22 protein-coding genes are annotated in these 24,175 nt (G+C 67.2%); 13 read left to right on the top strand and 9 right to left on the bottom strand.

All coding sequences use genetic code 11. The annotated features are described in order from the left end of the window. Positions 1-525: 525 nt before the first annotated feature. The 3 genes from RKE40_RS16110 to RKE40_RS16100 all read left to right on the top strand — a co-directional run bounded on the left by RKE40_RS16110 (position 526) and on the right by RKE40_RS16100 (position 2,327). On the top strand, positions 526-750 hold the full coding sequence (locus RKE40_RS16110; protein WP_316019246.1) for an IS3 family transposase: 225 nt from the start codon (positions 526-528) through the stop codon (positions 748-750). After that, complete coding sequence (locus RKE40_RS16105; protein WP_316019245.1) at positions 656-1,285, top strand: DDE-type integrase/transposase/recombinase; 630 nt, start codon at positions 656-658, stop codon at positions 1,283-1,285. Before RKE40_RS16110 ends, RKE40_RS16105 begins: the two co-directional genes overlap by 95 nt. 232 nt (positions 1,286-1,517) lie before the next feature. After that, the gene (locus RKE40_RS16100; protein ID WP_316019244.1) at positions 1,518-2,327 is read left to right on the top strand and encodes a class I SAM-dependent methyltransferase; all 810 of its coding nucleotides are present in this window, start codon (positions 1,518-1,520) and stop codon (positions 2,325-2,327) included. 93 nt (positions 2,328-2,420) lie between these two features. Here RKE40_RS16100 and RKE40_RS16095 read toward each other — a convergent pair whose 3' ends face one another. From RKE40_RS16095 to RKE40_RS16080, 4 genes are all read right to left on the bottom strand, one after another. Further along, a complete protein-coding gene (locus RKE40_RS16095; protein WP_316019243.1) occupies positions 2,421-2,591 on the bottom strand; it encodes a hypothetical protein in 171 nt (56 codons plus the stop codon). A gap of 134 nt (positions 2,592-2,725) precedes the next feature. Further along, positions 2,726-3,181, bottom strand: a complete 456-nt coding sequence (locus RKE40_RS16090; protein ID WP_316019242.1) for an RbsD/FucU family protein — start codon at positions 3,179-3,181, stop codon at positions 2,726-2,728. A gap of 1 nt (position 3,182) precedes the next feature. Beyond that, positions 3,183-4,022: an amidohydrolase family protein gene (locus RKE40_RS16085; protein ID WP_316019241.1), complete on the bottom strand. Its 840-nt coding sequence runs from the start codon at positions 4,020-4,022 to the stop codon at positions 3,183-3,185. A 4-nt stretch (positions 4,023-4,026) separates the two neighbouring features. Further along, positions 4,027-5,049, bottom strand: coding sequence for an aldo/keto reductase (locus RKE40_RS16080; protein WP_316019240.1), 1,023 nt, complete (start codon positions 5,047-5,049; stop codon positions 4,027-4,029). 182 nt (positions 5,050-5,231) lie between these two features. Here RKE40_RS16080 and RKE40_RS16075 point away from each other — a divergent pair, with 182 nt between their 5' ends. From RKE40_RS16075 to RKE40_RS16030, 10 genes are all read left to right on the top strand, one after another. Beyond that, entirely contained in the window at positions 5,232-6,584 is a 1,353-nt protein-coding gene (locus RKE40_RS16075; protein ID WP_316019239.1) for an ABC transporter substrate-binding protein, read from the top strand. Positions 6,585-6,724: 140 nt separating this feature from the next. Further along, positions 6,725-7,654: a carbohydrate ABC transporter permease gene (locus RKE40_RS16070; protein WP_316019238.1), complete on the top strand. Its 930-nt coding sequence runs from the start codon at positions 6,725-6,727 to the stop codon at positions 7,652-7,654. Next, positions 7,654-8,472 (top strand): carbohydrate ABC transporter permease, encoded by an 819-nt coding sequence (locus RKE40_RS16065; RefSeq protein WP_092158904.1) that lies wholly within the window; start codon positions 7,654-7,656, stop codon positions 8,470-8,472. Before RKE40_RS16070 ends, RKE40_RS16065 begins: the two co-directional genes overlap by 1 nt. 51 nt (positions 8,473-8,523) lie before the next feature. Further along, the gene (locus RKE40_RS16060) at positions 8,524-9,420 is read left to right on the top strand and encodes a dihydrodipicolinate synthase family protein (RefSeq protein WP_316019237.1); all 897 of its coding nucleotides are present in this window, start codon (positions 8,524-8,526) and stop codon (positions 9,418-9,420) included. 119 nt (positions 9,421-9,539) lie between these two features. Further along, entirely contained in the window at positions 9,540-10,220 is a 681-nt protein-coding gene (locus RKE40_RS16055) for a GntR family transcriptional regulator (protein ID WP_316019236.1), read from the top strand. Between the two features lie 220 nt (positions 10,221-10,440). Continuing rightward, positions 10,441-11,433, top strand: a complete 993-nt coding sequence (locus RKE40_RS16050) for a sialic acid TRAP transporter substrate-binding protein SiaP (RefSeq protein ID WP_316019235.1) — start codon at positions 10,441-10,443, stop codon at positions 11,431-11,433. A gap of 190 nt (positions 11,434-11,623) precedes the next feature. Further along, the gene (locus RKE40_RS16045; RefSeq protein ID WP_316019234.1) at positions 11,624-12,121 is read left to right on the top strand and encodes a TRAP transporter small permease; all 498 of its coding nucleotides are present in this window, start codon (positions 11,624-11,626) and stop codon (positions 12,119-12,121) included. Further along, positions 12,118-13,404, top strand: a complete 1,287-nt coding sequence (locus tag RKE40_RS16040; RefSeq protein ID WP_316019233.1) for a TRAP transporter large permease — start codon at positions 12,118-12,120, stop codon at positions 13,402-13,404. The genes RKE40_RS16045 and RKE40_RS16040 overlap by 4 nt, the downstream gene beginning before the upstream one ends. A gap of 126 nt (positions 13,405-13,530) precedes the next feature. Next, a complete protein-coding gene (locus RKE40_RS16035; protein WP_316019232.1) occupies positions 13,531-15,234 on the top strand; it encodes an AMP-binding protein in 1,704 nt (567 codons plus the stop codon). A gap of 86 nt (positions 15,235-15,320) precedes the next feature. Further along, positions 15,321-16,922 carry a gamma-glutamyltransferase gene (locus RKE40_RS16030; protein WP_316019231.1) on the top strand — a complete coding sequence of 534 codons (1,602 nt, stop codon included), beginning with the start codon at positions 15,321-15,323 and terminating at the stop codon, positions 16,920-16,922. A gap of 231 nt (positions 16,923-17,153) precedes the next feature. On the opposite strand, the gene RKE40_RS16025 is transcribed toward RKE40_RS16030, so the two are convergent. The 5 genes from RKE40_RS16025 to RKE40_RS16005 form a co-directional block, all read right to left on the bottom strand. Next, entirely contained in the window at positions 17,154-18,740 is a 1,587-nt protein-coding gene (locus tag RKE40_RS16025; protein ID WP_316019230.1) for an ABC transporter substrate-binding protein, read from the bottom strand. An 86-nt stretch (positions 18,741-18,826) separates the two neighbouring features. Further along, positions 18,827-20,320, bottom strand: coding sequence for an amidase (locus RKE40_RS16020; RefSeq protein ID WP_316019229.1), 1,494 nt, complete (start codon positions 20,318-20,320; stop codon positions 18,827-18,829). A gap of 112 nt (positions 20,321-20,432) precedes the next feature. Continuing rightward, entirely contained in the window at positions 20,433-21,830 is a 1,398-nt protein-coding gene (gene lpdA / locus RKE40_RS16015) for a dihydrolipoyl dehydrogenase (RefSeq protein WP_316019228.1), read from the bottom strand. Between the two features lie 16 nt (positions 21,831-21,846). Then, complete coding sequence (locus RKE40_RS16010; protein ID WP_316019227.1) at positions 21,847-23,157, bottom strand: dihydrolipoamide acetyltransferase family protein; 1,311 nt, start codon at positions 23,155-23,157, stop codon at positions 21,847-21,849. Next, the gene (locus RKE40_RS16005; RefSeq protein WP_066479393.1) at positions 23,157-24,173 is read right to left on the bottom strand and encodes an alpha-ketoacid dehydrogenase subunit beta; all 1,017 of its coding nucleotides are present in this window, start codon (positions 24,171-24,173) and stop codon (positions 23,157-23,159) included. Before RKE40_RS16005 ends, RKE40_RS16010 begins: the two co-directional genes overlap by 1 nt. Positions 24,174-24,175: the final 2 nt, after the last annotated feature.

Here is a 24,175-nt window from a genome sequence, read left to right as displayed (position 1 = left end):
GGGATCGATCATGGAGACCTCCGAGGATCAGGGGAAAGGACCCCAAAATCCTCGGATGCAGCGCCTCACGGGCGAAATCTCAGTAATGACCGCGCCGCAGTGCCCCGCCGCGAGAGCGGCTTAGTCCTTTGGCGCGATGGAGTTGGATTTGACCCGGTTTTGTGGACGCCCTTGAAGTTATTTTCTGGAGTGTCCGATGCCACGTTTTCGATCCGCGTACCCGCCGGAGTTCCGGCGGCAGATGGTCGAGTTGGTTTGATCCGGGCGAACGCCTGAAGAGCTGTCGCGGGAATTCGAGCCAACAGCGCGATCCATCGCGAAACTGTGTCCGTCGGGCTGATTGCGACGCCTGCAAGCGCAGTGACGGTGCGACGACGGCCGAGCGCGAGGAACTAATCCGCCTGCGCCGTGAGAACCAGCGCCTGCGGCAGGAGCGCGATATCCTGTCAAAGGCGGCAGCCTGGTTCGCGCGGGAGAGCAAGGCGAACCCGAACGGATTTTCTTAGTTGTGAGCGCGCACCCGCCGTGTTCACGATCAAGACCATAGCCCGTGTCTTCAAGGTCTCCGCATCAGGCTATTATGCCTGGCGCGGCAGACCTGCCTCGGCACGGGCGACAGCCGACCTCGATCTCACCCGGAAGATCCGCACGATCCATGCGGCCTCGCGCAAAACCTATGGCGCACCGCGGATCCATGCCGAGCTCAAGGCCGAGGGAGTGGGCATGGCAAGAAGCGTGCGGCCTGCCTGATGGGCGAGCGGGCTCGTCGGCCCCAGCCGACGGCGAGGGATCACGACAACGAAGCGCGCGCCCGCGCATCGGCCGGCGAACGATCTGGTCCGGAGGAGGTTCGCTGCTTCGCGCGGCCCTTCGGGTCTTTGTCGAGAAGCCGACCGAACTGTGGGTGGCCGATATCACCTTCGTGCCCACGCTCGCCGGCTTCCTGTTCCTGGCCGTCGTCATGGATGCCTGGTCGCGCCGGATCGCCGTGTGGGCTTTCTCGGCCGATCTGAAGACCCGCGTCGTGCTCGATGTGCTCGACATGGCGCTCGCCGCCCGCAACCCGGAGAACGTCATCCACCATAGTGATCAGGGCTCGCAGTATACCTCGCTGGTCTTCGGCAACCGCTGTAAGGACGCCGGCGTCAGAGCCTCGACCGGTTCCGCCAGCGACGCCTACGACAATGCGATGTGCAAGAGCTTCTTCGCGACGCTAGAATGCGAACTGCTCGATCGGCATAGCTTCTGCTCGCACCGCGAAGCCCGAAGTTGGGCTGCCCGGTGAGCTGCTGCGCGTCGTTGATGGGATGGTCCTGTTCAGCAGCTTTTTGGGACGGAAGATTCGACTCCGATACGGAGGCGATCTTAGGCGCGATTGACAGGTAGGTTGCAGGGCGAATATTGCTGCCGGTAGCTCGAATGAGTGTCCGCGGCTCTTTGCGTAAAGAGTAATCTGGGGCTTGAATTGACGCGCATGATTACTCTTTGCCTGTCGATCGCATCTAACAGCTAGATCCATGCATCCCACAGTTGAGCGGATTCTGCGTCGCCGCGGTATTTCGGTGGCCGATTTCGATGCGGCGGTTACTGAAGCGCTTCGCCTGCTCGGCGACCAGCAGGCAATCAGCGCGCGCATGCAGATCGCGGCCGCTCTGGCTTCCCATCCCGGAGGGCGGCTCTGCGATGTCGGCGGGAGCACCTCGGCCTATCTCGTCGTGGCGCATGTTCTGGGCACGGCGGTGACCATCGTCGATACCCTGCCTTACCTCGATGACGATACCCAGGGCTTCCCGGAGGAGGTCAGGCGCCGGCTCAAGCTGTTCGACAAGCTCGGCATCGCGATTCAGCGCTCGGACGTGTTCCAGACGCCCCTGCCGCCCGCCAGCTTCGACGTCGCCGTCGCCTTCGAGACGATCGAGCATTTCGACCATTCGCCGAAGCCGGTCCTGACCGCAATGGTGGAGGCACTCGTGCCTGGTGGCCGCCTTTGTCTGTCGACGCCCAATATCGCCCGCATCGACATGCGGATGCGCCTGCTGCGCGGAAAGACCGTCCACGAATCCTTCCCGTCCTTCTTCCATGACGGCAATCCGTTCATCGGCCACCATCGCGAGTACACGCTCTCGGAGTTCCAGGCGCTGCCGGGCATGCTTGGGCTGGAGCCTCTCGACGTCTTCGCGGTGAACGCCGCCTATGAGAGCCGCAAGCCCAAGAACGCCGCGCAGCAGTTCCTGATCGGGCTGGAGGAGCGGCATGGTCTTGGCGACCGCCTGCTTCCGTCGACCTGGCGCAAGCATGTCTGGCTCGACGCGCACAAGCGGGCGTGATGTCTGCGCGGCGGGGGCTTTGCCTCCCCGCCTGCGTCCCACGCACTCCGCGCTTCAAGGCCGCGATGCGAGGTCCGCGGTCACGGTCGGTGGTCAGGCGAACATCATGACGCCGACCATGGCGATGACGACCAGCACGAGCCCGCTGACCAGCATCGGCACCAGCGTGCTGTCGCCTTCGGCGGGCAGCTGATTGGTCACCTTGATGGCCGTTGCGGGTGCATGCGGCGCGGCGAGAACTTCCTGTCGTGCTCGGTCGATCATCGTTCTGGCAGTCCTGAAAGTGCATTCGGACTGTCGATTTTTATGCCATAAAAGATGCATTGTAAATGATGCTTTTAATGCAAGGACCAAGCGCCCGGCGATGACCGCCGCGGCGCGGTCCCTTGCCGGTGCGGTCAGCCTGGCTCGCCGGCGATCACGCCCTTGCGAAAGAGGAAGCAGCCATAGGGCCGGGGGTCGCCGACCTGGACCACCGCGAAGCTCTTCTTTGCCGCCTCGTAGAAGGCGAAGCGCTCGATCCCGGCGAGCGGCTCCGGGCGGCCGAGCGCCCTGGCGAGCTCGTGCTCGACCTGGCGCTGGACCTCCGGCATAGCGGCGGCATCGTCGACGATCAGCATGCGCCTCGCCGGCTCCGGCTCGAAATCGTCGATCGGCAGCACGGAGAGGATGGCGCGGGCGGCGCGAGCCATGGTCAGGCCGGGCAGGCGGACCAGCCGCGCGCTCGTGGTCGCGCGCGCAATCGTTTCGGCCGGGTGATTGGCGTCGACGAGAGCGAGATCGTCGCCATGGCCCATTGCCGCGAGGACCCAGAGCAGGTCGGCGGAAAGGACCGGGTCGAGGTTTCTGAGCATCTCAGTTGCGTCCGCGCTGGGAGAGATAGAGCCGGCGGGCGTTGCCGCCGAGAATGGCTTCGCGCTGCCCGTCCGGCAGGGCGGCGAGCAGGGCGTCCGCGGCGCCGAACCACTGCGCATAGCTCGCCCGCAGCGTCACCACCGGCCAGTCGCTGCCCCAGATCAGGCGCTCGGGGCCGAAGGCGGCAAGCAGATGCGCGACGACCGGCTTCAGCGTTGCCAGCGTCCAGTCGGCGCGGGCCTCGGTCACCAGCCCCGAGAGCTTGCAGAAGACCTGCGGGTGTGCGGCGAGCGCCGTCATGCCCTCGCGCCAGGCGGTGAGGTCGCCGGTGACAAGGTTCGGCTTGGCGCCATGGTCGATCACGACGGAAAGCTCGGGGTGGCGCTCAAGCACCGCGAGCATCGGCGCGATATGGCGCGGCTTGAGCAGGGCGTCGAAGACGAGGCCCTGTTCCGCCATGGCTCGGAAGGCGGGCGCCAGGCCGGGGCGTGCCAGCCAGCGATCATCGGCGATGTCGTGCACCATGGGTCGCAGCCCGACGAGCAGGCGATTGCCGGCGAGCTCTGCGATGCGTTCCGCAGCATTGCCCGCGTCGAAATCGGCCCAGCCGACGACGCCGGCGACAAAGGGGGTATTTGCGGCAAGATCGAGCAGGAAGGCCGTCTCCGCCTCGGTCGGTGCGGCCTGGACCAGGATGGTGCGGCAGATGCCGTGGCGCGCCAGAAGCGGTTCGAGGTCGTCCGGGCCGAAATCGCGATGGATGACGCCAAGCGCCGGTGTCAGCCAGCCATAATCGCCGCGGGTGAGGCTCCAGAAATGCTGATGCGCGTCGATCCGCATGGCGTCACCCCGGAACCGGCACATCGGCGCCGAGCAGCCTTTCGGCCTTCAGCTCGCTCCAGAGTGCAGCTGGGATTGGAGCCGAAAGCGCGGCGATCTGGTCGGCGACCTCGGCCGGCGTGACCGCGCCCATCACCAGGCTTGAAACCGCGGGATGGCCGAGCGGAAATTGAAGGGCGGCGCGGCGCAAGGGCACGCCGTGGCGGGCGCAAATGGCCTCGATCGCGGCGACACGGGCGAGGATCTCGGGCGGGGCCGGGCGATAGTTATAGCGCGCGCCCGGCACCGGGCCGGTCGCCAGGATGCCGGAGTTGAAAACGCCGCCGAGCATCAGACCGATGCCCTTCTCCAAGGCGAGCGGCATGAAGGAGCCAAGCGCCGGCTGTTCCAAGAGAGAATAGCGCCCGGCGAGCAGCATGGCGTCGAAATCGCCGGCGCGGGCGAAGCGCTCGCACATCTCGGCCTCGTTGACGCCGACGCCGATCGCCTTCACAGCCCCCGCCGAGCGTAGCCTTTCGAGAGCGCGGTAGGCGCCGTCCATCGCTTCGGCGAAACGCGCCTCGATCCGCTCGGCACCGTGAGTCCAGACATCGACGTCGTGGATCAAGACGATGTCGAGACGATCGACGCCGAGGCGCAGCGCCGACTGCTCGAGCGAGCGCATCGCGCCATCATAGGAGTAGTCGAAGCGCAGGCCGTGCGGCAGGCCGCCGAGATAGCCCGAGCCGTCGCCGCGCCCAGCGAAGGGCTCCGCGACGCGGCCGACCTTGGTCGAGATGATGACGTCCTTGCGGCCGGAGCGGCGCAGGGCCGCGCCGATGCGATGCTCCGACAGGCCGTGCCCATAGAGCGGCGAGGTGTCGATCAGGCTGACGCCGGCTGCGAGTGCCGCCTCGACGGTCGCGATGGCGATCGCCTCGTCGAGACGGGCATAGAGATCGCCGAGCGGGGCGCCGCCGAAGCCGAGGGCGCTCGGCATCAGTCCGGAGCGGCCGAGCGGCCTTGAGGGGAGCGTCGAAACAGTCATGGGCGTGAGGCCGCCTGCTGGAGGTTCAACACTATGTGCACGCCAACATGTCAGCTTGCAACCGGCTTTGAACCGGACTAGCGTCGCCGCCTCGGCACGGGCCGGCCCTTTGCGGGCGCGGCCTGCCGGCATTGGATCAAAGGGCCCGGAGCGGCCTTCTCAAGTCCACAGGGAGGACGACCATGACCGACAGCATTCTGAAGCCGACACGGCGTGGCCTGCTGCGCGGCGCCGCTGCGCTGGGCGCCACCAGCGCGGTCGCCTCGCCGCTGGTGCTGCGCGAGGCGCACGCCCAGGCGGCGTTCAACTGGAAGCGCTTTTCCGGCCAGTCGATCGACGTGCTGCTGGTCAAGAATCCGCGCTCCGATCTGTTCCAGGCCGCCGAAAAGGAGTTCACCGAGCTCACCGGCATCAAGGTCTCGTCCGAGCAGGTGCCGGAGCAGCAGCAGCGCCAGAAGGCGGTGATCGAGTTCGCCTCGGGCAAGCCGAGCTTCGACGTCAGCGCGATCTCGCTGCATGTGCAGAAGCGCATGGCGGCCAAGGGCAAATGGTTCGCCGACCTCTCGCCCTTCATCAAGGACGCCTCGCTGACCTCGCCCGACTTCAACTTCGAGGATTTCGGCGCCGGTGCCGTGGCCTATGCCCGCCAGGCCGACGGGGCGCTCGATACGCTGCCCTATTTCGTCGACTACTGGATGGTCTACTACAACAAGGAGCTCTTCGACGCGAAGGGCGTCGCCTACCCGAAGACCATGGACGAGATGGCGGTCGCCGCCGCCAAGCTGCACGACCCGGCCAAGGGCGTCGCCGGCTTCGTCTCGCGCGGGCTGAAGAACGCCAACGTCCCGGTCTGGGCCTGCCTGCTGCTCGGCCAGGGCGTCGAGACCACCTCGGCCGACGGCAAGCTCCTGACCGACACGCCCGAGGCGATCTGGGCAGGCGAGCTCTACAAGAAGCTCAACAAGGACACCGGTCCGGTCGGCGCCGTCGGCTTCAACTGGAACGAATGCCAGACCACCTTCATGCAGGGCCGCGCCGCGATGTGGCTCGACGGCATCGGCTTCGCGACCCCGCTCGAGGATCCCTCGAAGTCGCGCATCGTCGGCAAGGTCGGCTATGGCGTCACCCCGCCGGGCCCCAAGGCGCATCATGCCGGCATGTTCGGCGACGGCATCGGTATCTCGCGTGGTTCCGCCAAGAAGGAAGCGGCCTGGCTCTACATCCAGTTCATCACCAACAAGGCCCAGCAGCTCGCCATGCTCAAGGCGGGCGCCGGCGCGCCGGCCCGCTCCTCCGCCTATCTCGACAAGGCGACGATCGAGTCCTCGAAATTCGGCAAGCAGTATTTCGACTGCCTGCTCAATTCGGCGAAGATCGCCCGCGCAGCGCTGCCGCAGATCGTCCCGGTCACCGAGTTCCGCGACGTCTTCGGGGTGGCGCTGACCAATGCGATCGGCGGCGCCGATGTTGCAGCCGAGCTGAAGAAGGCGACGGAGGCCTTCGCGCCGGTGCTGGCCAAGAGCGAGCAGGGCTGAGGGCAGTTCGACTGGCCGCGGGATGCGTCATGGTCGGGCTTGTCCCGACCATCCACGCCTCCCCTTAGGCAGGGCGATGTTCAAGACGCGGATGCTCGCCACAAGGGCGAGCATGACGGTGTGAGTTTCCAGAGCAAGTAATGACCAGCACCACCTTGCCAGCCAGTAGCCTGACGAGCCCGGCGCAAGCTCCGGCAGCGGACTCGCGGGATTTCACGCCGCGCTACTGGCTGTTCTCCCTGCCGGCGGTGCTGATCATCGCCAGCGTGATCGTCTTCCCCTGGCTGTTCACGCTCTACATGTCGACGCAGGACTGGAAGATCGGCGGCGGCCAGGAATTCGTCGGTCTGCAGAACTTCGTCGAGCTCGCCCGCGATCCGCGCTTCATCGAGTCGATGGGGCACACCTTCTATTATACGGTGCTCGCGGTCGTGCTGCCGATCCTGTTCGGCACGGCGGCGGCGCTGGTCTTCCATCGCGAATTCCCGTTCCGGGGCCTGCTGCGCACCATCTTCGTCATGCCGATGATGGCGACGCCGGTTGCGGTCGCGCTGGTCTGGACGATGATGTTTCATCCCCAGCTCGGTGTGCTGAACTACCTGCTCTCGCTGGTCGGCATCGGCCCGCAGGCCTGGGTCTATTCGCCGAACACGGTGATCCCGACCCTGATCCTGGTCGAGGTCTGGCACTGGACGCCACTTGTCATGCTGATCGTGCTCGGCGGATTGGCCGGTCTGCCGCGAGAACCCTATGAATCCGCGCTGATCGACGGCGCCAATGCCTGGCACATGTTCCGCCACATCACGCTGCCGCTGGTCTGGCCGTTCATCATGGTCGCGATCGTGATCCGCACCATCGACGCGCTGAAGGCCTTCGACACGATCTTCGTGATCACCCAGGGCGGGCCGGGGACGGCCTCCGAGACGCTCAACATCTTCCTCTATCTGCAGGCCTTCCAGTTCTACAAGATCGGCTACGCCTCGGCGGTCGTGGTGATCTTCTTCGTGATCATCATCATGCTGTCGCTGCTGCTGCTCTATGCGCGCCAGAAGTCGAAGTGGAACGCGTGATGAAGCGGCTCCTCTCGAAATTCGGCTTCTACGCCTCGGTCTTCGTGCTGGTCTCGCCGGCGGTGCTGGTCTTCCTCTGGATGATCTCGCTCTCGCTGAAGAACGAGCTCGACAACACCGCCTTCCCGCCGGTGTTCATCCCGAACCCGCCGACCTTCGCCAACTATCTCGACGTGTTCGAGAAGAACAATTTCGCGCTCTACCTGTGGAACTCTATCCTGGTGACGGGCGGCGCGGTGTTGGTCGGCCTCGCCGTCGGCGTGCCCGCCGGCTACGGCATCGCCCGCGGCAAGGCCCACAAATTCGCGATCCTGATCCTGGTCGCCCGGATGACGCCGGCGCTGTCCTATCTGATCCCGCTTTTCCTGCTGTTCCAGATCACCGGCCTCGTCGGCACCATCACTGCGCTGGTGATCACCCATCTCGTCATCACCATCCCGATCATCGTCTGGATCATGATCGGCTATTTCGAGAACGTGCCGATGGAGCTGGAGGACGCCGCCCGCATCGACGGTGCCACCACCTGGCAGGCCTTCCGCCATGTCGCGCTGCCTTTGGCCCGGCCGGGCATCGTCGTCGGCGGCATCCTCGCCTTCATCTTCTCCTGGAACAACTTCATCTTCTCGGTGGTGCTCGGCGGCAAGGCGAGCCGCACGCTGCCCTCGGCCGTCTACAACTCGCTGACCTTCGAGCAGATCTCCTGGGGGCCGCTCGCGGCTGCCGCTTTGCTCGTCACGCTTCCTGTCCTGCTGCTGACCGTCCTCGCCCAGCGCGAGATCGTCGCCGGCCTCTCCGCCGGAGGGCTGAAGGATGGCTGACATCGCCTGCCCAATCTCCCAGTCGCACATCTCACGGAAAGACGCTTCGCAATGGCTCTGAATCCCAACCGCTTCGGCCTCTCCTGCGCCATCACCACGCCGATGCGGGAGGGCGGCGCCGTCGACCTGCCGCGGCTCGTCCACCACGCCAAGCACGTTCTCGCCAATGGCTGCGACTCAGTCACGCTCTTCGGCACGACCGGAGAAGGCGCGGCGCTCGGCGCCCCGGCCCGCACCGCCATGCTCGGTGCTCTGGTCGGCGCCGGCATCGACCCGGCCAGGCAGATCTATGCCGGTGTCGCCGCCGCCTCGCTGCATGAGGCGGTCGACCAGGCGCAGACGGCGCTGAACATCGGCGCCAAGGGCCTGCTGGTCGCGCCGCCCTTCTATTTCAAGGGCGTCGGCGACGAAGGGCTCTATGCCTGGTTCTCGCAGTTCTTCGAGAAGCTCGGCGCCTCCGCCCGCAACACCATCCTCTACCACATCCCTTCGGTGACCGCGGTCGACATCTCGGTCGGGCTGGTCGAGCGGCTGAAGAAGGCCTTCCCGGGCGTCGTCACCGGCGTCAAGGATTCCTCTTGCGACTACCCGACGACCGAGGCTTTCCTGAAGGCGCATGGCGAGCTCGCCATCCTGGTCGGCGACGAGCGCCTGCTCGGCCGCGCCGTTCGTGCCGGCGCGCAGGGCTCGATCTGCGGCGTCGCCAATCTCGTGCCGCAGCTGCTGCGGCCGCTGGTCTATGAGGGCATCGAGAATCCGGTCGTGAACGCGCTGGTCGACGAGATCTGTTCCTACCCGGTGTTGCCGGCGGTTAAGGCGCTGGTCGGCCATCTGCATGGCGATGCCGGCTATGGCGCGATGCGGGCACCGCTGACGGCGCTCGACGAGAGCCAGCGCAAGCGGCTGTTCGCGGCCTTCGACCAGATCACACGCGCCAAGGCGGCCTAGAGCGTGTTCCGCAAAAGTGGGGACCACTTTCGCGATGAGAACATGCTCCAACTTGGTTTGGCGCGAATTCTCATCGTTCGGCCGATTTTGGCTGAACGGAAAGCGCGCTGAAAGGGGAGATGATGAGCCAGTCCGAGCCGGAGCGCGAAGGCGAGCCTCTGAAGCTCAGGGAGCGGGCCTATGCCAGCTTCACCGAGCGGCTGCTCGCCCGCGAGATCAAGCCGGGCCAGTTCGTCACCCAGCGCGAGCTCGTCGCGATGACGGGCTTCCCGCTCGGCGCCATTCGCGAGCTCATCCCGCGGCTGGAGGCCGAAGGGCTGATCAAGACCGTGCCGCAGCGCGGCATGCAGGTCGCCCATGTCGACCTCAACCTGATCCGCAACGCCTTCCAGTTCCGGCTCTTCCTCGAGAAGGAGGCGACGGCGGCCTATGCCCGCAATGCCAGCGACGCGGAGATCGCCGAGCAGCGCGAGCGGCACGAGGCGATCGTGCGGCGCGCCGAGGCCGGCGAGGAAGGTCAGGCGCTGATCGAGGAGGCGGAGGATGTCGACCGGCTGATGCACGAGGCGATCATCGATCACCTCGACAACGACATCGTCAGCCAGGCCTTCCGCGTCACCTGGCTGAAGATCAGGCTGATCCGGCAATACGAGACGCGCATCCACAACAGCATCATCGTGCCGGTGATGCAGGATCATCTGAAGATCATCGCCGCGATCGAAACGCGCGATCCGGAGGCGGCCGCCGCGGCGATGAGCGAGCACATCAACAACGCCCGGACCCGGGCGATGAGCTACTGAAACGCATAATCGAGCCGGAAACCGGCCGTTTCGAGGGAGAAGACCAAGGCGCTCGATCTCCAAACCCTCATCCTGAGGAGCCGCGAAAGCGGCGTCTCGAAGGATGCTCCAGGAAGCTCCGGAACCAGCTGGAGCATCCTTCGAGACGCGATCTCAAGATCGCTCCTCAGGATGAGGGAGTGGAGGGAAGCGCCGGCGTCACACAGGGAGGAGGACAATCATGACGAAGCTGACCAAGCGTGCCTTTCTCGCCGGCTCGGCTGCCGCCGGTGCGGCGATCGCGATGCCGACCGTGCTGCGGGCGCAGGCGACCGTGCTGCGCTGGGGCGAGATGCTGCCGACCACCCATCCGCAGGTGCAGATGGTCGACCGGATCGCCAAGGAGGTGAAGGAGAAGACCTCCGGCCGTGTCGACATCCAGTCCTTTCCGGCCGGCCAGCTCGGCTCCGGCAAGGACATGATGGAATCGGTCGCCTCCGGCGCGCTGACCATGACGACGGACGGCGCCGCCGCGCTCGGCTCCTTCCTGCCGCAGCTCTCGGTGGTCGAGGCGCCCTATCTCTGGCGCGACCCGGCGCATATGGCCAAGGTCGCCAAGGCACCGGTCTTCGCCCAGATGAACGACGAGCTCGCCAAGAAGCGCGGCATGCGCATGGCGGCTGTGACCTATTACGGCAAGCGCCATCTCACCACAGGTTCCAAGGCGGTGAAGAGCGTTGCCGATTGTGCCGGCCTCAAGCTGCGGGTGCCGCCGGTCGACACCTTCCGCGCCATGGTCGAGGCCTGGGGCGCCAAAGCGACGCCGGTCAACTTCAACGAACTCTACCTGGCGTTGAGCCAGGGCGCGGTCGACGGCCAGGAGAACCCGCTGCCGACCATCCACAGCGCCAAACTGCAGGAGGTGCAGAAGCATCTGATCTTGACCGGGCACATCATCACGCCGCGGTTGATCATCGTGAACCAGGACTTCTGGAAGGGGCTGAAAGATGCCGACCGGACGATCCTGGAGGCGGCGATCGCCAATGGCGTCGCCTGGCAGGACGCCGAGCTGGCGAGCCAGGAGGGCAGCCTCGTCGCGACGCTGAAGGCGGCCGGGATGAGCGTCACCGAGCCGGACCTGGAGAGCTTCAGCAAGCCGGTGCTGGCGAGCCTGCCCAAGCAGTTCGAAAGCAAATGGGGCAAGGGCACCTGGGACGCGCTCGCGGCGCTGTGACGGGCGCTTCGACAGTCGTGATAGGCGCGGGGAACCGTTCTCCCGTGTGGGAGAAGGGCAGGGATGAGGGCCTGCCCTACCCGCAGAAGGCGCAACGGCGCAACCTCGCCTCAATGATCGGCGGCGATCCCTCACCCCTACCCCTCTCCCATCCGGGAGAGGGGGGCCCGCGCCCCGATGATGGACGCTCATGAAACCTCTCGTCGCCTTCACCGACCGCCTGGTCCGCGCCGCTGCAGTCGGCCTCCTGCTCGCGCTGCTCGTCGCGGTTCTCCTCGGCGTCCTCTCGCGCCAGCTCAACGCCCCGCTCGCCTGGACCGACGAGCTGGCGCAGTACCTCCTCGTCTGGACCGGCTTCGTTGGCTGGATCATCGCGGCGAGGCGGCGCTCGCATATTCGCATCACCGTCTTCGCCGACCTGCTGCCGAAGCCGGCCGGGCAGCTGCTGGAGATCGTGACGCAAGCCGCGATCATTCTCTTCGCGGCAATCCTGATCCGCTATTCCTTCGGGCTGATCGAGCGGACCTGGGATGTCGAATCGATCGCGCTGCCGGTGTCGAGTGCGGCGCTCTACGTGGTGATGCCGCTCGCGGGTCTCGCCCTCATCCTCCAGGCGCTGGCCGAGATCGGCGATGTGCTCGCTGGCCGTAAGGTCGAAACCGCCGAGCCAGGGACGCAGCCGCTATGAGCACCCTGATGCTGCAGATCCTGCCGGTCTGGTTCATCGCCCTGCTGATGGGCGTGCCGCTCTTCGTCTCGATGGGGCTGGCGGCGATCGCCTTCGCCTTCTTCGGCGGCTTCCCGCTCGGGATCGTCCCGCAGAAGATCGCGCAGTCGGCCAACTCATTCCCGTTGCTGGCGGCGCCGCTGTTCATCCTGATGGGCAACATCATGAATTCGGCGGGGATCACCGACCGGATCTTCGCCTTCGCCACGGCCTGCGTCGGCTGGCTGCGCGGCGGGCTCTGCCACGCCAACATCCTCGCCAGCGTGATCTTCGCGGGAATGTCAGGCTCGGCGGTGGCCGATGCCGGCGGCGTCGGCACGCTCGAGATCAAGGCGATGCAGGACGAGGGCTACGATCCCGAGACGGCGGCGGCGATCACGGCGGCCTCGGCGACGATCGGGCCGATCATCCCGCCCTCGCTGCCGATGGTGATCTATGGCGTCAGCGCCGACGTCTCGATCGGCGGGCTCTTCCTCGCTGGCGTCATCCCGGGCCTGCTGATGGCCGGCGCGCTGATGGCGATGGTGGTCTATGTCGCCAAAAAGCGTGACCTGCCGCGCCATCCCTTCCCCGGTGCCGCCCAGCTCTGGGTCGCCTACAAGGAGGCGCATTGGGCGCTGATGACGCCGGTCATCCTGTTCGGCGGGATGATGGCCGGCATCTTCACGCCGACCGAGGCGGCTGCGGTCGCGACAGCCTACGCGATCGTGCTCGGCCTCTTCGTCTACAGAAGTTTCTCGCTGAACGACCTGCCGGAGCTGGTCGTGCAAACGGTCGAGACCACCGGCGTGGTGCTGGCGCTGGTGATGACCGCGGCAGCCCTCGGCTGGTGCCTGTCGATCTCGCGCATCCCGCAGACGGTCGGGCCGATGCTGGTCGACCTCGCCGGCAATCCGCTGATCTTCCTGCTGATCGTCAACCTGCTGCTGCTCTTCGTCGGCTGCTTCATGGAAGCGCTGGCGGCGATGCTGATCCTGATCCCGATTCTGACGCCGGCTGCGGCGCAGTTCGGCATCGATCCGATCCAGTTCGGCCTGATCTTCGTGCTCAACCTGATGATCGGCACGATCACACCGCCCGTCGGCGTGGTGCTCTTCGTCACCTCGAAGATCGCCAAGATCAGTTTCGAGGCGATGTCGCGCGCGATCGTGCCGTGGCTTCTGCCCTTGCTCGCCGTGCTCGCCGCGATCACGCTCTGGCCGCCATTGACGACCTGGTTGCCGAATCTCGTCCTCGGCAAGTGAACGCACCGCAGCGCCCGGCGGCATGCCGGGCGCCTGTGCACTTGCGGCGCCCCGAAAGATCGATTCTTCTCAAAGCCGTCGCAGCGCCACGCAGAGGGCGCGACGAGAGAGCGGGAGGAGACGGGTTTGCAGTTGCAGGAAGCCGCCTATCTGGCCGGGTTGCACGCGCTCTGGGACAAGGCCTGGCCGCCCGAGCTGCCGCGAAAGCCGCATTATCCGCTCGGCGAGATCGCGATCAGCGAGCATCTCAGGGAATGGGCGCGGCGCCAGCCGGAAAAGCCTGCCTGCATCTTTTACGGTACCGAGATCAGCTATGCCGAGCTCGACCGGCTGAGCGACCGTTTCGCCGTGCTGCTTACCGAGCATGGCGTGCGCCGCGGCGACCGGATCGCGGTCTTCCTGCCGAACTGCCCGCAATTCATGATCGCCTTCTTCGGCATCCTGAAGCTCGGATGCGTCCACGTGCCGGTGAACCCGCTCTTCCGCGAGGCCGAGCTCGCCTATGAGCTCAACGACACCGCGGCCGAAGTCGTCATCTGCCTGGACGCGCTGCTGCCGGTGCTGCGCAAGGTCCGCCGCGAAACCTCGGTGAAGACGGTGTTCGTCACCGGCTTTGCCGATTTCATGCCGGCCGAGCCCAGCTTCCCGGCGCCTTCCGCCGTGCTGCAGCCGCGTCTACCGGCCGGGGAGGGCGAGAGCGAGCTGATGCCGGCGCTGGCGGCGGCTCTCGGCCCGGTGCCGGAGATCGTTCCCGATCTCGAGGCGGTCGCGGCGCTGAACTATACCGGCGGCACCACCGGCATGCCGAAGGGCTGCGTTCATACGCAGGGCGACATGCTCTACACTGCCGCGACCTCGCTCGCGACCAGCTTCGCGCTGACGCCGGACGATGTCGTCGTCAACTTCGTGCCGATCTTCTGGATCGCCGGCGAGGATACCGGGCTGCTCTTCCCGATCGTCGCGGGAGCGACAGTCGTGCTGATGGCGCGCTGGGATCCGGTCGGCTTCATGGCGGCGGTCGAGCGCTACCAAGCGAGCTTTTCCTATCTGCTCGTCGACAACACGGTCGAGGTGCTCCAGCACGAGCGCGTGCGCGATTTCGACCTGACATCGCTGAAGCGGGTGCGGGTCTCCTCCTTCGTCAAGAAGCTCAATCCGGAGTTCCGCCGACGCTGGCGCGAGCTCACTGGCGGCACCATGGTCGAGGCCGCCTGGGGCATGACCGAGACGCACACCATGGATTCCTTCAGCGTCGGCATGCAGCAGGACGATTTCGATCTTCTCTCGCAGCCGGTCTTCGTCGGGCTGCCGCAGGCCGGGACCGAGTTCAAGATCTGCGATTTCGAGACCGGTGCGCTGAAGCCGCTTGGCGAGGAAGGCGAAATCTGCATGCGCTCGCCCTCGCTGATGAAGGGCTACTGGAACAAGCCGGAGGCCACCGCCGAGGCGATCCGCGGCGGCTTCCTGCACACCGGCGATATCGGCGTGATCGACACCGAGGGCTATCTGCACTTCCTTGGACGGCGCAAAGAGATGCTCAAGGTCAAGGGCATGAGCGTCTTCCCGGCCGAGATCGAGGCGCTGCTCGGCCAGCATCCGGCGATCGCCGGTTCCGGCGTGATCGGCCGCGAGGATGCCGAACGCGGCCAGGTGCCGGTCGCCTATATCTGCCTCAACCCGGCGGCCGCCGAGCAGCCGGACGAGGCTGCGCTGACCGCCTGGTGCAAGGCGCGGATGGCCGCCTACAAGGTGCCGGAGATCCGCATCGTCCCCGCTCTGCCGATGACCGCGACCGGCAAGGTCAAGAAGGAGGAGCTGCGCACGCTGTGAATGCGTGGCAGCCCTTCGCCGACGGCCGATGACCACGGCCGGCGGCCATGCCACCTTGGCCGCGAGATCGTCCGGAGAGACCGAGCATGACCGTCGCACCGCGCCGCGCCGAAGCCTATCGCACGCAGAACTGGAAGCTGGAGAAGCCGGCGGCGCGCGGGCGTGGCGGCATCGTCGTCTCGCAGAATCATGAGGCCGCTGCCGCCGGTGCCGCGATCCTCGAAGCCGGCGGCAACGCCGCCGATGCCGCGGTCGCGACGGCCTTTGCGCTGGCCGCGGTCGAGCCCTGGAACAGCGGCCTCGGCGGCATCGGCTTCGGCGTCGTGCTGAAGGCCGGCGAGAGCAAGGCTGAGGTCGTCGATTTCGGTCCCGTCGCCCCGCGCCGCGCCGATCCGGCCGATTATCCGCTGACCGGCGAGATGAAACTCGATTTCTTCGCCTGGCCGGGCGTGGTCGGCGACCGCAACATCCACGGGCCGCTCTCCTTCTGCATCCCCTCCTCGGTCGCCGGCTACAAGACGCTGAAGGAGCGTTTTGGCACGACGATGCCGGTCTCCGAACTGCTCCAGCCGGCGATCGCGCTCGCAAGGCGCGGTCTCGCGCTGGACTGGTACACGACGTTGAAGATCGCCTCATCGGCCTCGGTGCTGCGGCTCTATGAGGAGAGCGCCCGGATCTACCTGCCGGACGGTCTGCCGCCGGTCCCGCCCTATCAGGGCGTGCCGGGCTTCAGGCCGCTCGGCAATCTCGCGGCGACGCTGGAGCAGCTGGCCAAGGCCGGTCTCGACGATTTCTATCGTGGCGAGCTGGCGGGACGGCTTGCCGCCGATACTGCGGCAGCCGGCGGCGTCGTCGATGCGCAGGACCTCGCCGATTGCGTCGCCAGCGTGCGGGAGGCGCCGGTGATCGACTGGCGCGGGACGCATCGCATCCACACCGCCGGCGGGCTGACGGCGGCGCCGACCCTGCAGGCGGTGATCGAGGGGATGGCGAAGAGCAGGCCCGCAGCGGGCGGGCCCGATGCCGCCTGGTTCGCCAGGCTCGCGCAGGTGATGCGCGAGGCCTATTCGAGCCGGCTCGAAGGCCTCGGCGCGGCGCAAGCTGCGAAGGAGCCTGGCGAGACCTGCACCACCCATCTCACCGTGGTCGATCGCGAGGGCAATCTCGTCGCCCTGACCACGACGCTGCTGTCTTCCATGGGCAGCCGCTATGTCCTGCCCGAGACCGGCGTGCTGATGAACAACGGCATGATGTGGTTCGATCCGCGCCCGGGCAGCGCCAATGCGATCGCGCCGGGTGCGCGGCCCTTGTGCAATATGTGCCCGGTCGTGGTGACACCGGCCGATGGCGGCTGGCCGCGCCATGCCGCCGGCGCCTCGGGCGGTCGGCGCATCCTCGCCAGCGTCTACCAGACGCTCGCCTTCACCCTGGATTGCGGGATGAGCCTCGAGGAGGCGGCGCATCAGCCGCGCATCGACGTCTCCGGTCCGGACGGGGCCAGCGCCGATGCCCGCCTGCCGGAGGAGACGCTGGACGCGCTCGCGGCCGCGGGGCCGCTGACCGTGGTCGAGCACGGCGTGCTGCCGCTGAACTTCGCCTGCCCGAATATCATCAGGGCGGAGAAGGGCGCAGCGGAAGGGATCAGCGACGCTGCCTCGCCCTGGTCGGCGGCGGTGGCGGCTAAGTAGGGCGCGAGAACCACGACGCAAAACCCCTCTCCTGGAAGGAGAGGGGTAGGGGTGAGGTGTTCGGAGCGGAAACGCTGGCCTGAAGCCGAGCGCGTGGCGAGGGTGGGGCGGAACTAGTCAAACGGCCACACCTCACCCTGCCCTCTCCTTACAGCAGAGGGGTCCCCGCGCCTTACCCGCACGAGATTCTCGGGTCAGCGCTGTGCGCCGCCCGAGAATGACGGTGGGGCCTCAAACCCGCTTGAGCCCCCAGGGATAGGGCGCCGAGCCCGGCAGCATGCCGGTCAGGTCCTTGCGGTAGGCCGTCTTGATGACGAACTGGCCGAGCGGGATAGTGGCGCATTCCTCGAGTGCGAGCCGGCCCAGTGTGACGGCCGCCTTCTTCTGCGCGGCCTCGTCCGGCGCATAGAGCCATTCTTCGGCCAGTTCCTCGGCCTTGGCATTGGTCCACCAGCCGAACCAGCCCTTCTCGCCCGGACCGCGGACGAGATTGGAGAGCGCTGGGTTGCCCCAGCCGACCGCCGCGCCGGTGGTGTGGAAGATGCTCCAGCCGCCCTTCTCGACCGGCTCGCGGCTGTTGCGGCGCTGGATCACCGTGCCCCAGTCGCTCGCCGCCATCTCGACATTCATGCCCATCGACTTCAGCAGCTCGTAGGTGACGTCGCCGAGCGGGCCGATATCGGGGAAGTCGGTCGGGTTGATGATGACGACCTTCTCGCCCTTGTAGCCGGACTCCTTCAGCGCCGCCTTGGCCTTGTCGAGGCTCTGCGGCATCAGGTCCTCGAGCTCGCCTGTGTAGTAGGGCGTGCCGCGCCACCACAGGTTCCGGCAGATCTGCCAGGCGGTGGTGTCGTCGCCTTGGGAGGCCCGCATATAGTCTTCCTGATTGACGCCCATGCGGACGGCGGCGCGGACCTTGGGATTGTTGAAGGGCGGCTGCAGATGGTTCAGCCGCATGATCGAGCCTCGGCCGTTCTTGTCGATGACCTCGCGGGTGACGTCCGGGCTCCGCGCGAGCAGTGGCTGGAGGTCGGCGAGCGGGCGCTCCCACCAGTCGATCTCGCCCTTGGTCAGGGCAGCGGCGGCGGTCGCGGGGTCGGGCAGGATCGGCCATTCGATGCGCTTGAAATGCGCGACCTTGCCGCCGGCATTGCGGCTCGGGGGCTCGCTGCGCGGCTTGTAGGCCTCGTTCTTCTCGTAGACCACGCGGCTGCCGGTGACGTACTCGGCGGCGATGAACTTGTAGGGACCGGAGCCGGTCATCTCGGTGACCTGCTTGGTGGCGTCGGTCTGCGCCAGGCGCTCGGGCATGATGAAGGGCGGATTGTCGGCTTTGGCGAGGCAGTCCAGCATCATCGGGAAGGGCCGGGTCAGCTTGATCTCGATGGTCCGCTCGTCGGGTGCGCCCCAGGCCTCGACGGCCTTGATCAGGAGCTGGCCATAGGGATCGCGCTGGCACCAGCGCTTCAGGCTCTGGATGCAGTCGGCCGGGCGGACGGGCTGGCCGTCATGAAAGGCGAGCCCCTCGCGCAGCTTGATCTTCCAGACCTTGCCGTCGGCCGAGATCTCATGGCCCTCGGCCATTTGCGGCTGCGGCTTCAGATCGAGATCGCCGCCATAGAGCGTGTCGAAGACGTAATAGCCATGGTTGTTGGTGACGGTCGCCGTCGTCCAGATCGGGTCGAGCGAGGTGAGGTTGGCCTGCGGCGCCATCTTCATCACGGTGGCGTTCGCCGCTTGAGCGAATGCGCCCCGTGTCATGGCTGGAGCGAACAGGGCGGCGGCTGCCGTGCCCTGCAGAAACTGACGGCGTTTCATATGGTCTCTCCCCTTTTATGATTGGTCTAACAGTCGATGAAACTTGTCTCTCTGCTCTTTGTGGAATGGGACGGGGCTGATGCCTCCTAGTCGAAGCCGAGAAAATTCGGGCTGTCTGCGAGCTTCGGCGCGACCTTCAGCCTGGTGATGTCCGGCACCGGGCGCGCCGTGAGCGGATCGCCCGCCAAGAGTGACTCGAGCGCTGCCGCAACGGCAAGCACCTTGGCGTCGCCGCCGCGCGGGCCGACGATCTGCAGGCCGAAGGGCATGCCGTTGCGGTCGAGCCCGACCGGCAGCGAGATCGCTGGGTGGCCGACGATGGTCACCGCATACGCCATGGCGAGCCAGTGGAAGTAGGTCCGCGTCGGTTTGCCGTCGATCTCGGCGGGATAGAGCTCCGACCAGGGGCGCGGCGACAGCGTCATCGCCGGCGACAGGATGACGTCGTAATCGGTGAAGAAGCGCTGCCAGGCATTGTAGATCACGGTCTGCTGCTTCAGCGCCCGGGTGATGTCGAGCGGGCCATAGCGCAGGCCCTCCTCGACATTGGCGCGGACATTGGGGCCGACCTTTTCCGGCGTGTCGCGCACCCGCTCATATTGCCCGGCGAGGAAGTTGACGGCGCGCAGCACCTCGAAGCTCTCATCGGTGCCGGCGCAATCCGGCGTCGCCTCGTCGGCGCGGGCGAAGACGCTGCTGAAGCGTCCGACTTTATCGGCGAAAACCTCGCGGATGTGCTTCTCGGTGGGTGCGAAGCCGAAATCGGGAGTGATCGCCACCTTGAGCGAGGCAAGGTCGGAGGTTTGCGGCCGGGCGAAATCCTCGGGCCGGCGGACTGTGCTGCCATGGATCGTCGTCGCCAGCGGATCGCAGGCGTCGTCGCCGACCATGGTCGAGAGCAGCAGGCAGAGATCGGGAACGGTGCGCGCCATCGGACCGAGCACCGAGAGCGGATTCCAGCCGAGCGCTCGCTTGTCGCTCGGCACCAGCCCGGGCGAGGGGCGGAAGCCGACGATGCCGTTGAAGGCGGCCGGGTTGCGCAGCGAGCCGCCGGTGTCCGAGCCGGTGGCGATCGGCACCATATTGGTCGCGAGCGCGACGCCCGAGCCGCCGGAAGAGCCGGCCGCCGAGCGCGAGGGATCGAAGGGATTGCCGGTGACGCCGTAGACGGCGTTGCGGGTATTGGCGCCGGCGCCCCATTCGGGCGTGTTGGTCTTGCCGACGATGACGGCGCCGGCCTGGCGGACGGAGGCGACGATCAGCTGGTCCTTCGCGGGCACATGCTCGGCGAAGAGCGGGCTGCCATAGGTGGTGCGCAGGCCTGCGACGTCTTCCAGATCCTTGATGCCGATCGGCAGGCCGTGCAGGGCCGGCAGAGTATCGCCGCGCATGGTTGCCGCATCGGCGGCCTTCGCCGTGGCACGGGCGCGCTCGTCGTCGCGTGCCACCATGGCGTTGACGGCGGGGTCGACGGCGTCGATTTGGGCGAGGCAGCTTTCGAGCAGCTCGCTGGCCGAGAGCTTCTTCTCGCCGATCAGGCGGCGGGCGGTGACGGCATCGAGATCGCAGGGTTCGGTCACGGCGGCAGGCTCCGGCAGTCAGGGCGGGCCCGTCGCGGCCCGTCCTGCCAGTCGAAGCGGCCAGCGCCGCTACGTCAACCCTCGCCGGGTTGTGCCCCGGCCTGCGTTCGCCTCAGATGTGCAAGGCGTGGCCGAGCGCCTTCAGCGCCGATTCCTGGAAGGCTTCGCCCAGGGTCGGATGGGCGTGGATCGTGCCGGCGATGTCCTCCAGCCTCGCGCCCATCTCGATGGCGAGGCCGAAGGCGGCGGAAAGCTCAGAGACGCCTTGTCCGACAGCCTGGATGCCGAGGACGAGATGGTTGTCCGCGCGGGCGACGACGCGCACGAAACCGGCCTCGCCATGGCGGGTCATGGCGCGGCCATTGGCCTGGAAGGGGAACTGGCCGAGCTTGGTCTCGAAGCCGGCGGCCTTGGCCTCCACCGGCGAGAGGCCGGCCGAGACGATCTCGGGATCGGTGAAGCAGATCGCCGGGATGCAGGTCTTGTCCCAGATCCGCGGCTCGCCGGCGACGATCTCAGCGACCATCTCGCCCTGTGCCATGGCGCGATGAGCCAGCATCGGCTCGCCGGTGACGTCGCCGATGGCGTAGATGCCGCGCATCGAGGTCTCGCAGCGCTCGCCGATGCGGATGAAGCGACCGTCCATGTCGAGCACGAGTTCGTCGAGGCCGAGCTTAGCCGTCGCAGGCGCACGGCCGACCGTGACCAGGATCTTGTCGGCCTGGAGCTCGCGCTCCTTGCCGTCGGCTGTCTCGATGCGCAGGCCGTCGCCTTTGGCGGTCGGGCCGAGCGCCTTGGCGCTGGTCAGGACCTCGACGCCGAGCGCCGAGAGACTCTTGGCGACTGGCGCGGTCAGTTCGGCATCGTAGAGCGGCAGGATCTTGTCCTGCGCCTCGACCACGGTGACCTTGGCGCCGAGCTTGGCGAAGGCGGTGCCGAGTTCGAGACCGATATAGCCGCCGCCGACCACGACGAGGCGCTTCGGCAATTCGGACAGCGCCAGCGCGCCGGTCGAGGAGATGACGTTGCCGCCGAAGGGCAGGAAGGGCAGCTCGACCGGGACCGAGCCGGTCGCGATCACGATGGTCTCGGCCTTGATCACCTTCGGGCCGGTCTCGGTCTCGACCGCCACGGTCTTGCCGTCGCGAAAGCGTGCCTGACCGTGGACGATCTTGACCTTGGCCTTGCGCAGGAGCGCGGCGACGCCGTTGTTGAGGCGCTGGACGATGCCGTCCTTCCAGGCGACGGCCTGCTTCAGGTCGAGCTTCGGCTCGGCGGCGGTCAGGCCGAAAGGCGTCTTGCCGGCGGCGGCATGGGCCGCCTTCTCGAACTCCTCGGCGACATGGATCATCGCCTTGGAGGGGATGCAGCCGACATTGAGGCAGGTACCGCCGAGCTTGGTGCTCTCGACGATGACGGTGTCGATGCCGAGCTGGCCGGCACGGATGGCGCAGACATAGCCGCCCGGGCCGGCGCCGATGACGAGGAGCTTGCAGGTGATTTCGGTCATGGCTCGCTCCCGCCGCTCACAGGTCCACGAACAGCGTCGCGGGGGTTTCCAGCAACTGCTTGAGGCGCTGCACGAAGACGGCGGCGTCCCAGCCGTCGACGACGCGGTGATCGAAGCTGGAGGAGAGGTTCATCATCTTGCGCGGCACGAAAGTGGCGCCGTCCCAGACCGGGCGCACCACCATCTTGTTGACGCCGACGATCGCGACCTCGGGATGGTTGATCACCGGCGTGGTGGCGATGCCGCCCAGCGCGCCGAGAGAGGTGATGGTGATGGTCGAGCCGGTGAGCTCGTCGCGCGTCGCGGTGCCGTCGCGGGCGCGTTCGGCGAGGCGCGACAATTCGAGGGCGCAGCCCCAGAGGTCGCGCGCCTCGGCGTGCTTGACCACCGGCACGATCAGGCCCGACGGCGTCTGCGTCGCGATGCCGATGTCGATGCCGGCATGCTGGCGCACGATCCCGGCTTCGTCGTCATAGAGCGCGTTCAGCGCCGGTTGCTCGGCGAGCGCCTTGACCATGGCCCGCATCAGGAAGGGCAAGAGGGTCAGCTTCGGCCGCTCGGCGGTCGGCTTCTTGTTGAGCGCGGCGCGCAGGTCTTCGAGGGCGGAGACGTCGACTTCTTCGACAATCGTGATGTGCGGGATGCGCGACTTGGACAGCGCCATCTTCTCGGCGATGCGACGGCGCAAGCCCACGACCTTGACCTCGGTCACCGCCGTCCTGGCGACGAGCCCGCCCTTAGCCGGGGCCTCGGGGCCGTGCTGGATGAAGGCGTCGATATCCTCGTGGGTGATGCGCCCGGCCGGGCCGGAGCCCTGGACCTGGCGCAAATCGACGCCGGCCTCGCGCGCCTTCAGCCTGACGGCCGGCGACGCCAGCGGCTTCTCGCCGGCGGCGCGGCGCGGGGCGGCTGCGGCGACGGGCGCCGGTCGGGCCGGAGCGGGCGCGGGCTTGGGCGTGGGCATCTGCTTGGGAGCAGGTTCGGGAGTCGCGGCCGGCGCAGCTTGGGCCGCCGCTGCGGGCTTTGTCTTCTGCGGCTCGGCCGGCGCTTCGGCCTCGGCCGGCTCCTCGGCCGCCGCGCCGTCGCCGGCGACCTTCAGCTTGACCAGTGCCGAGCCGATCGCGACGGTGTCGCCGATCTCGGCGCCGACCCAGGTGACCTCGCCCTCGACGGGAGAGGGGATCTCGACGGTCGCCTTGTCGGTCATCACGGCGGCGATGAGGTCGTCCTCGCGGACGATGTCGCCGACCTTGACGTGCCACTCGACCAGCTCGGCCTCGGCGATGCCTTCGCCGACATCCGGCAGCTTGATGATGCGCTCGGCCATCAGCGGCTCTCCATGATCTCGCGCAGCGCGGCGCCGACGCGGGCGGGGCCGGGGAAATAGGCCCATTCCTGTGCGTGCGGATAGGGCGTGTCCCAGCCGGTGACGCGCATGATCGGCGCTTCCAGATGGTAGAAGCAGTGCTGCTGCACGAGAGCGGCCAGCTCCGCACCAAAGCCCGAGGTCAGCGTCGCCTCGTGCAGGACGATGCAGCGCCCGGTCTTCGAGACGGAGGCGACGATCGCGTCGAGATCGAGCGGCAGCAGGGTGCGCAGGTCGATGATCTCGGCGTCGATGCCGGTCTCCTCGGCGGCAGCCTGCGCGACATGCACCATGGTGCCGTAGGTCACGATGGTGACGGCCGCGCCTTCGCGGCGGATCGCGGCCTTGCCGAGCGGGATGGTGTAGTGGCCTTCCTCGACCTCGCCGAGCTCATGCTTCGACCAGGGCGTGACCGGGCGGTCGTGATGGCCGTCGAACGGGCCGTTATAGAGCCGCTTCGGTTCGAGGAAGATCACCGGATCCGGATCCTCGATCGCCGCGATCAGCAGGCCCTTGGCGTCGCGCGGATTGGACGGCACCACCGTCTTCAGGCCGGAGACGTGGGTGAACAGGGCCTCGGGGCTCTGGCTGTGGGTCTGGCCGCCGAAGATGCCGCCGCCGGTCGGCATGCGGATCACCATCGGGCAGGTGAAGTCGCCGGCCGAGCGGTAGCGCAGGCGCGCCGCTTCCGAGACGATCTGGTCATAGGCCGGGTACATGTAGTCGGCGAACTGGATCTCGACGCAGGGGCGCAGGCCATAGGCCGCCATGCCGATCGCCGTGCCGACGATGCCGAGCTCGCTGATCGGCGCGTCGAAGCAGCGGTTGACGCCGTATTTCTGCTGGAGGCCGTGGGTGCAGCGGAAGACGCCGCCGAAATAGCCGACATCCTCGCCATAGACGACGACGTTGTCGTCGCGGCCCATGGAGACGTCGAGGGCCGAGCGGATCGCCTCGATCATGGTCATGCGGGCCATGG

The organism is Allobosea rubneri (assembly GCF_032464875.1).
GTDB lineage: Bacteria > Pseudomonadota > Alphaproteobacteria > Rhizobiales > Beijerinckiaceae > Allobosea > Allobosea rubneri.
The sequence above is the reverse complement of the archived record's forward strand: the minus strand, read 5'-3'. Positions and strand labels throughout refer to the sequence as shown.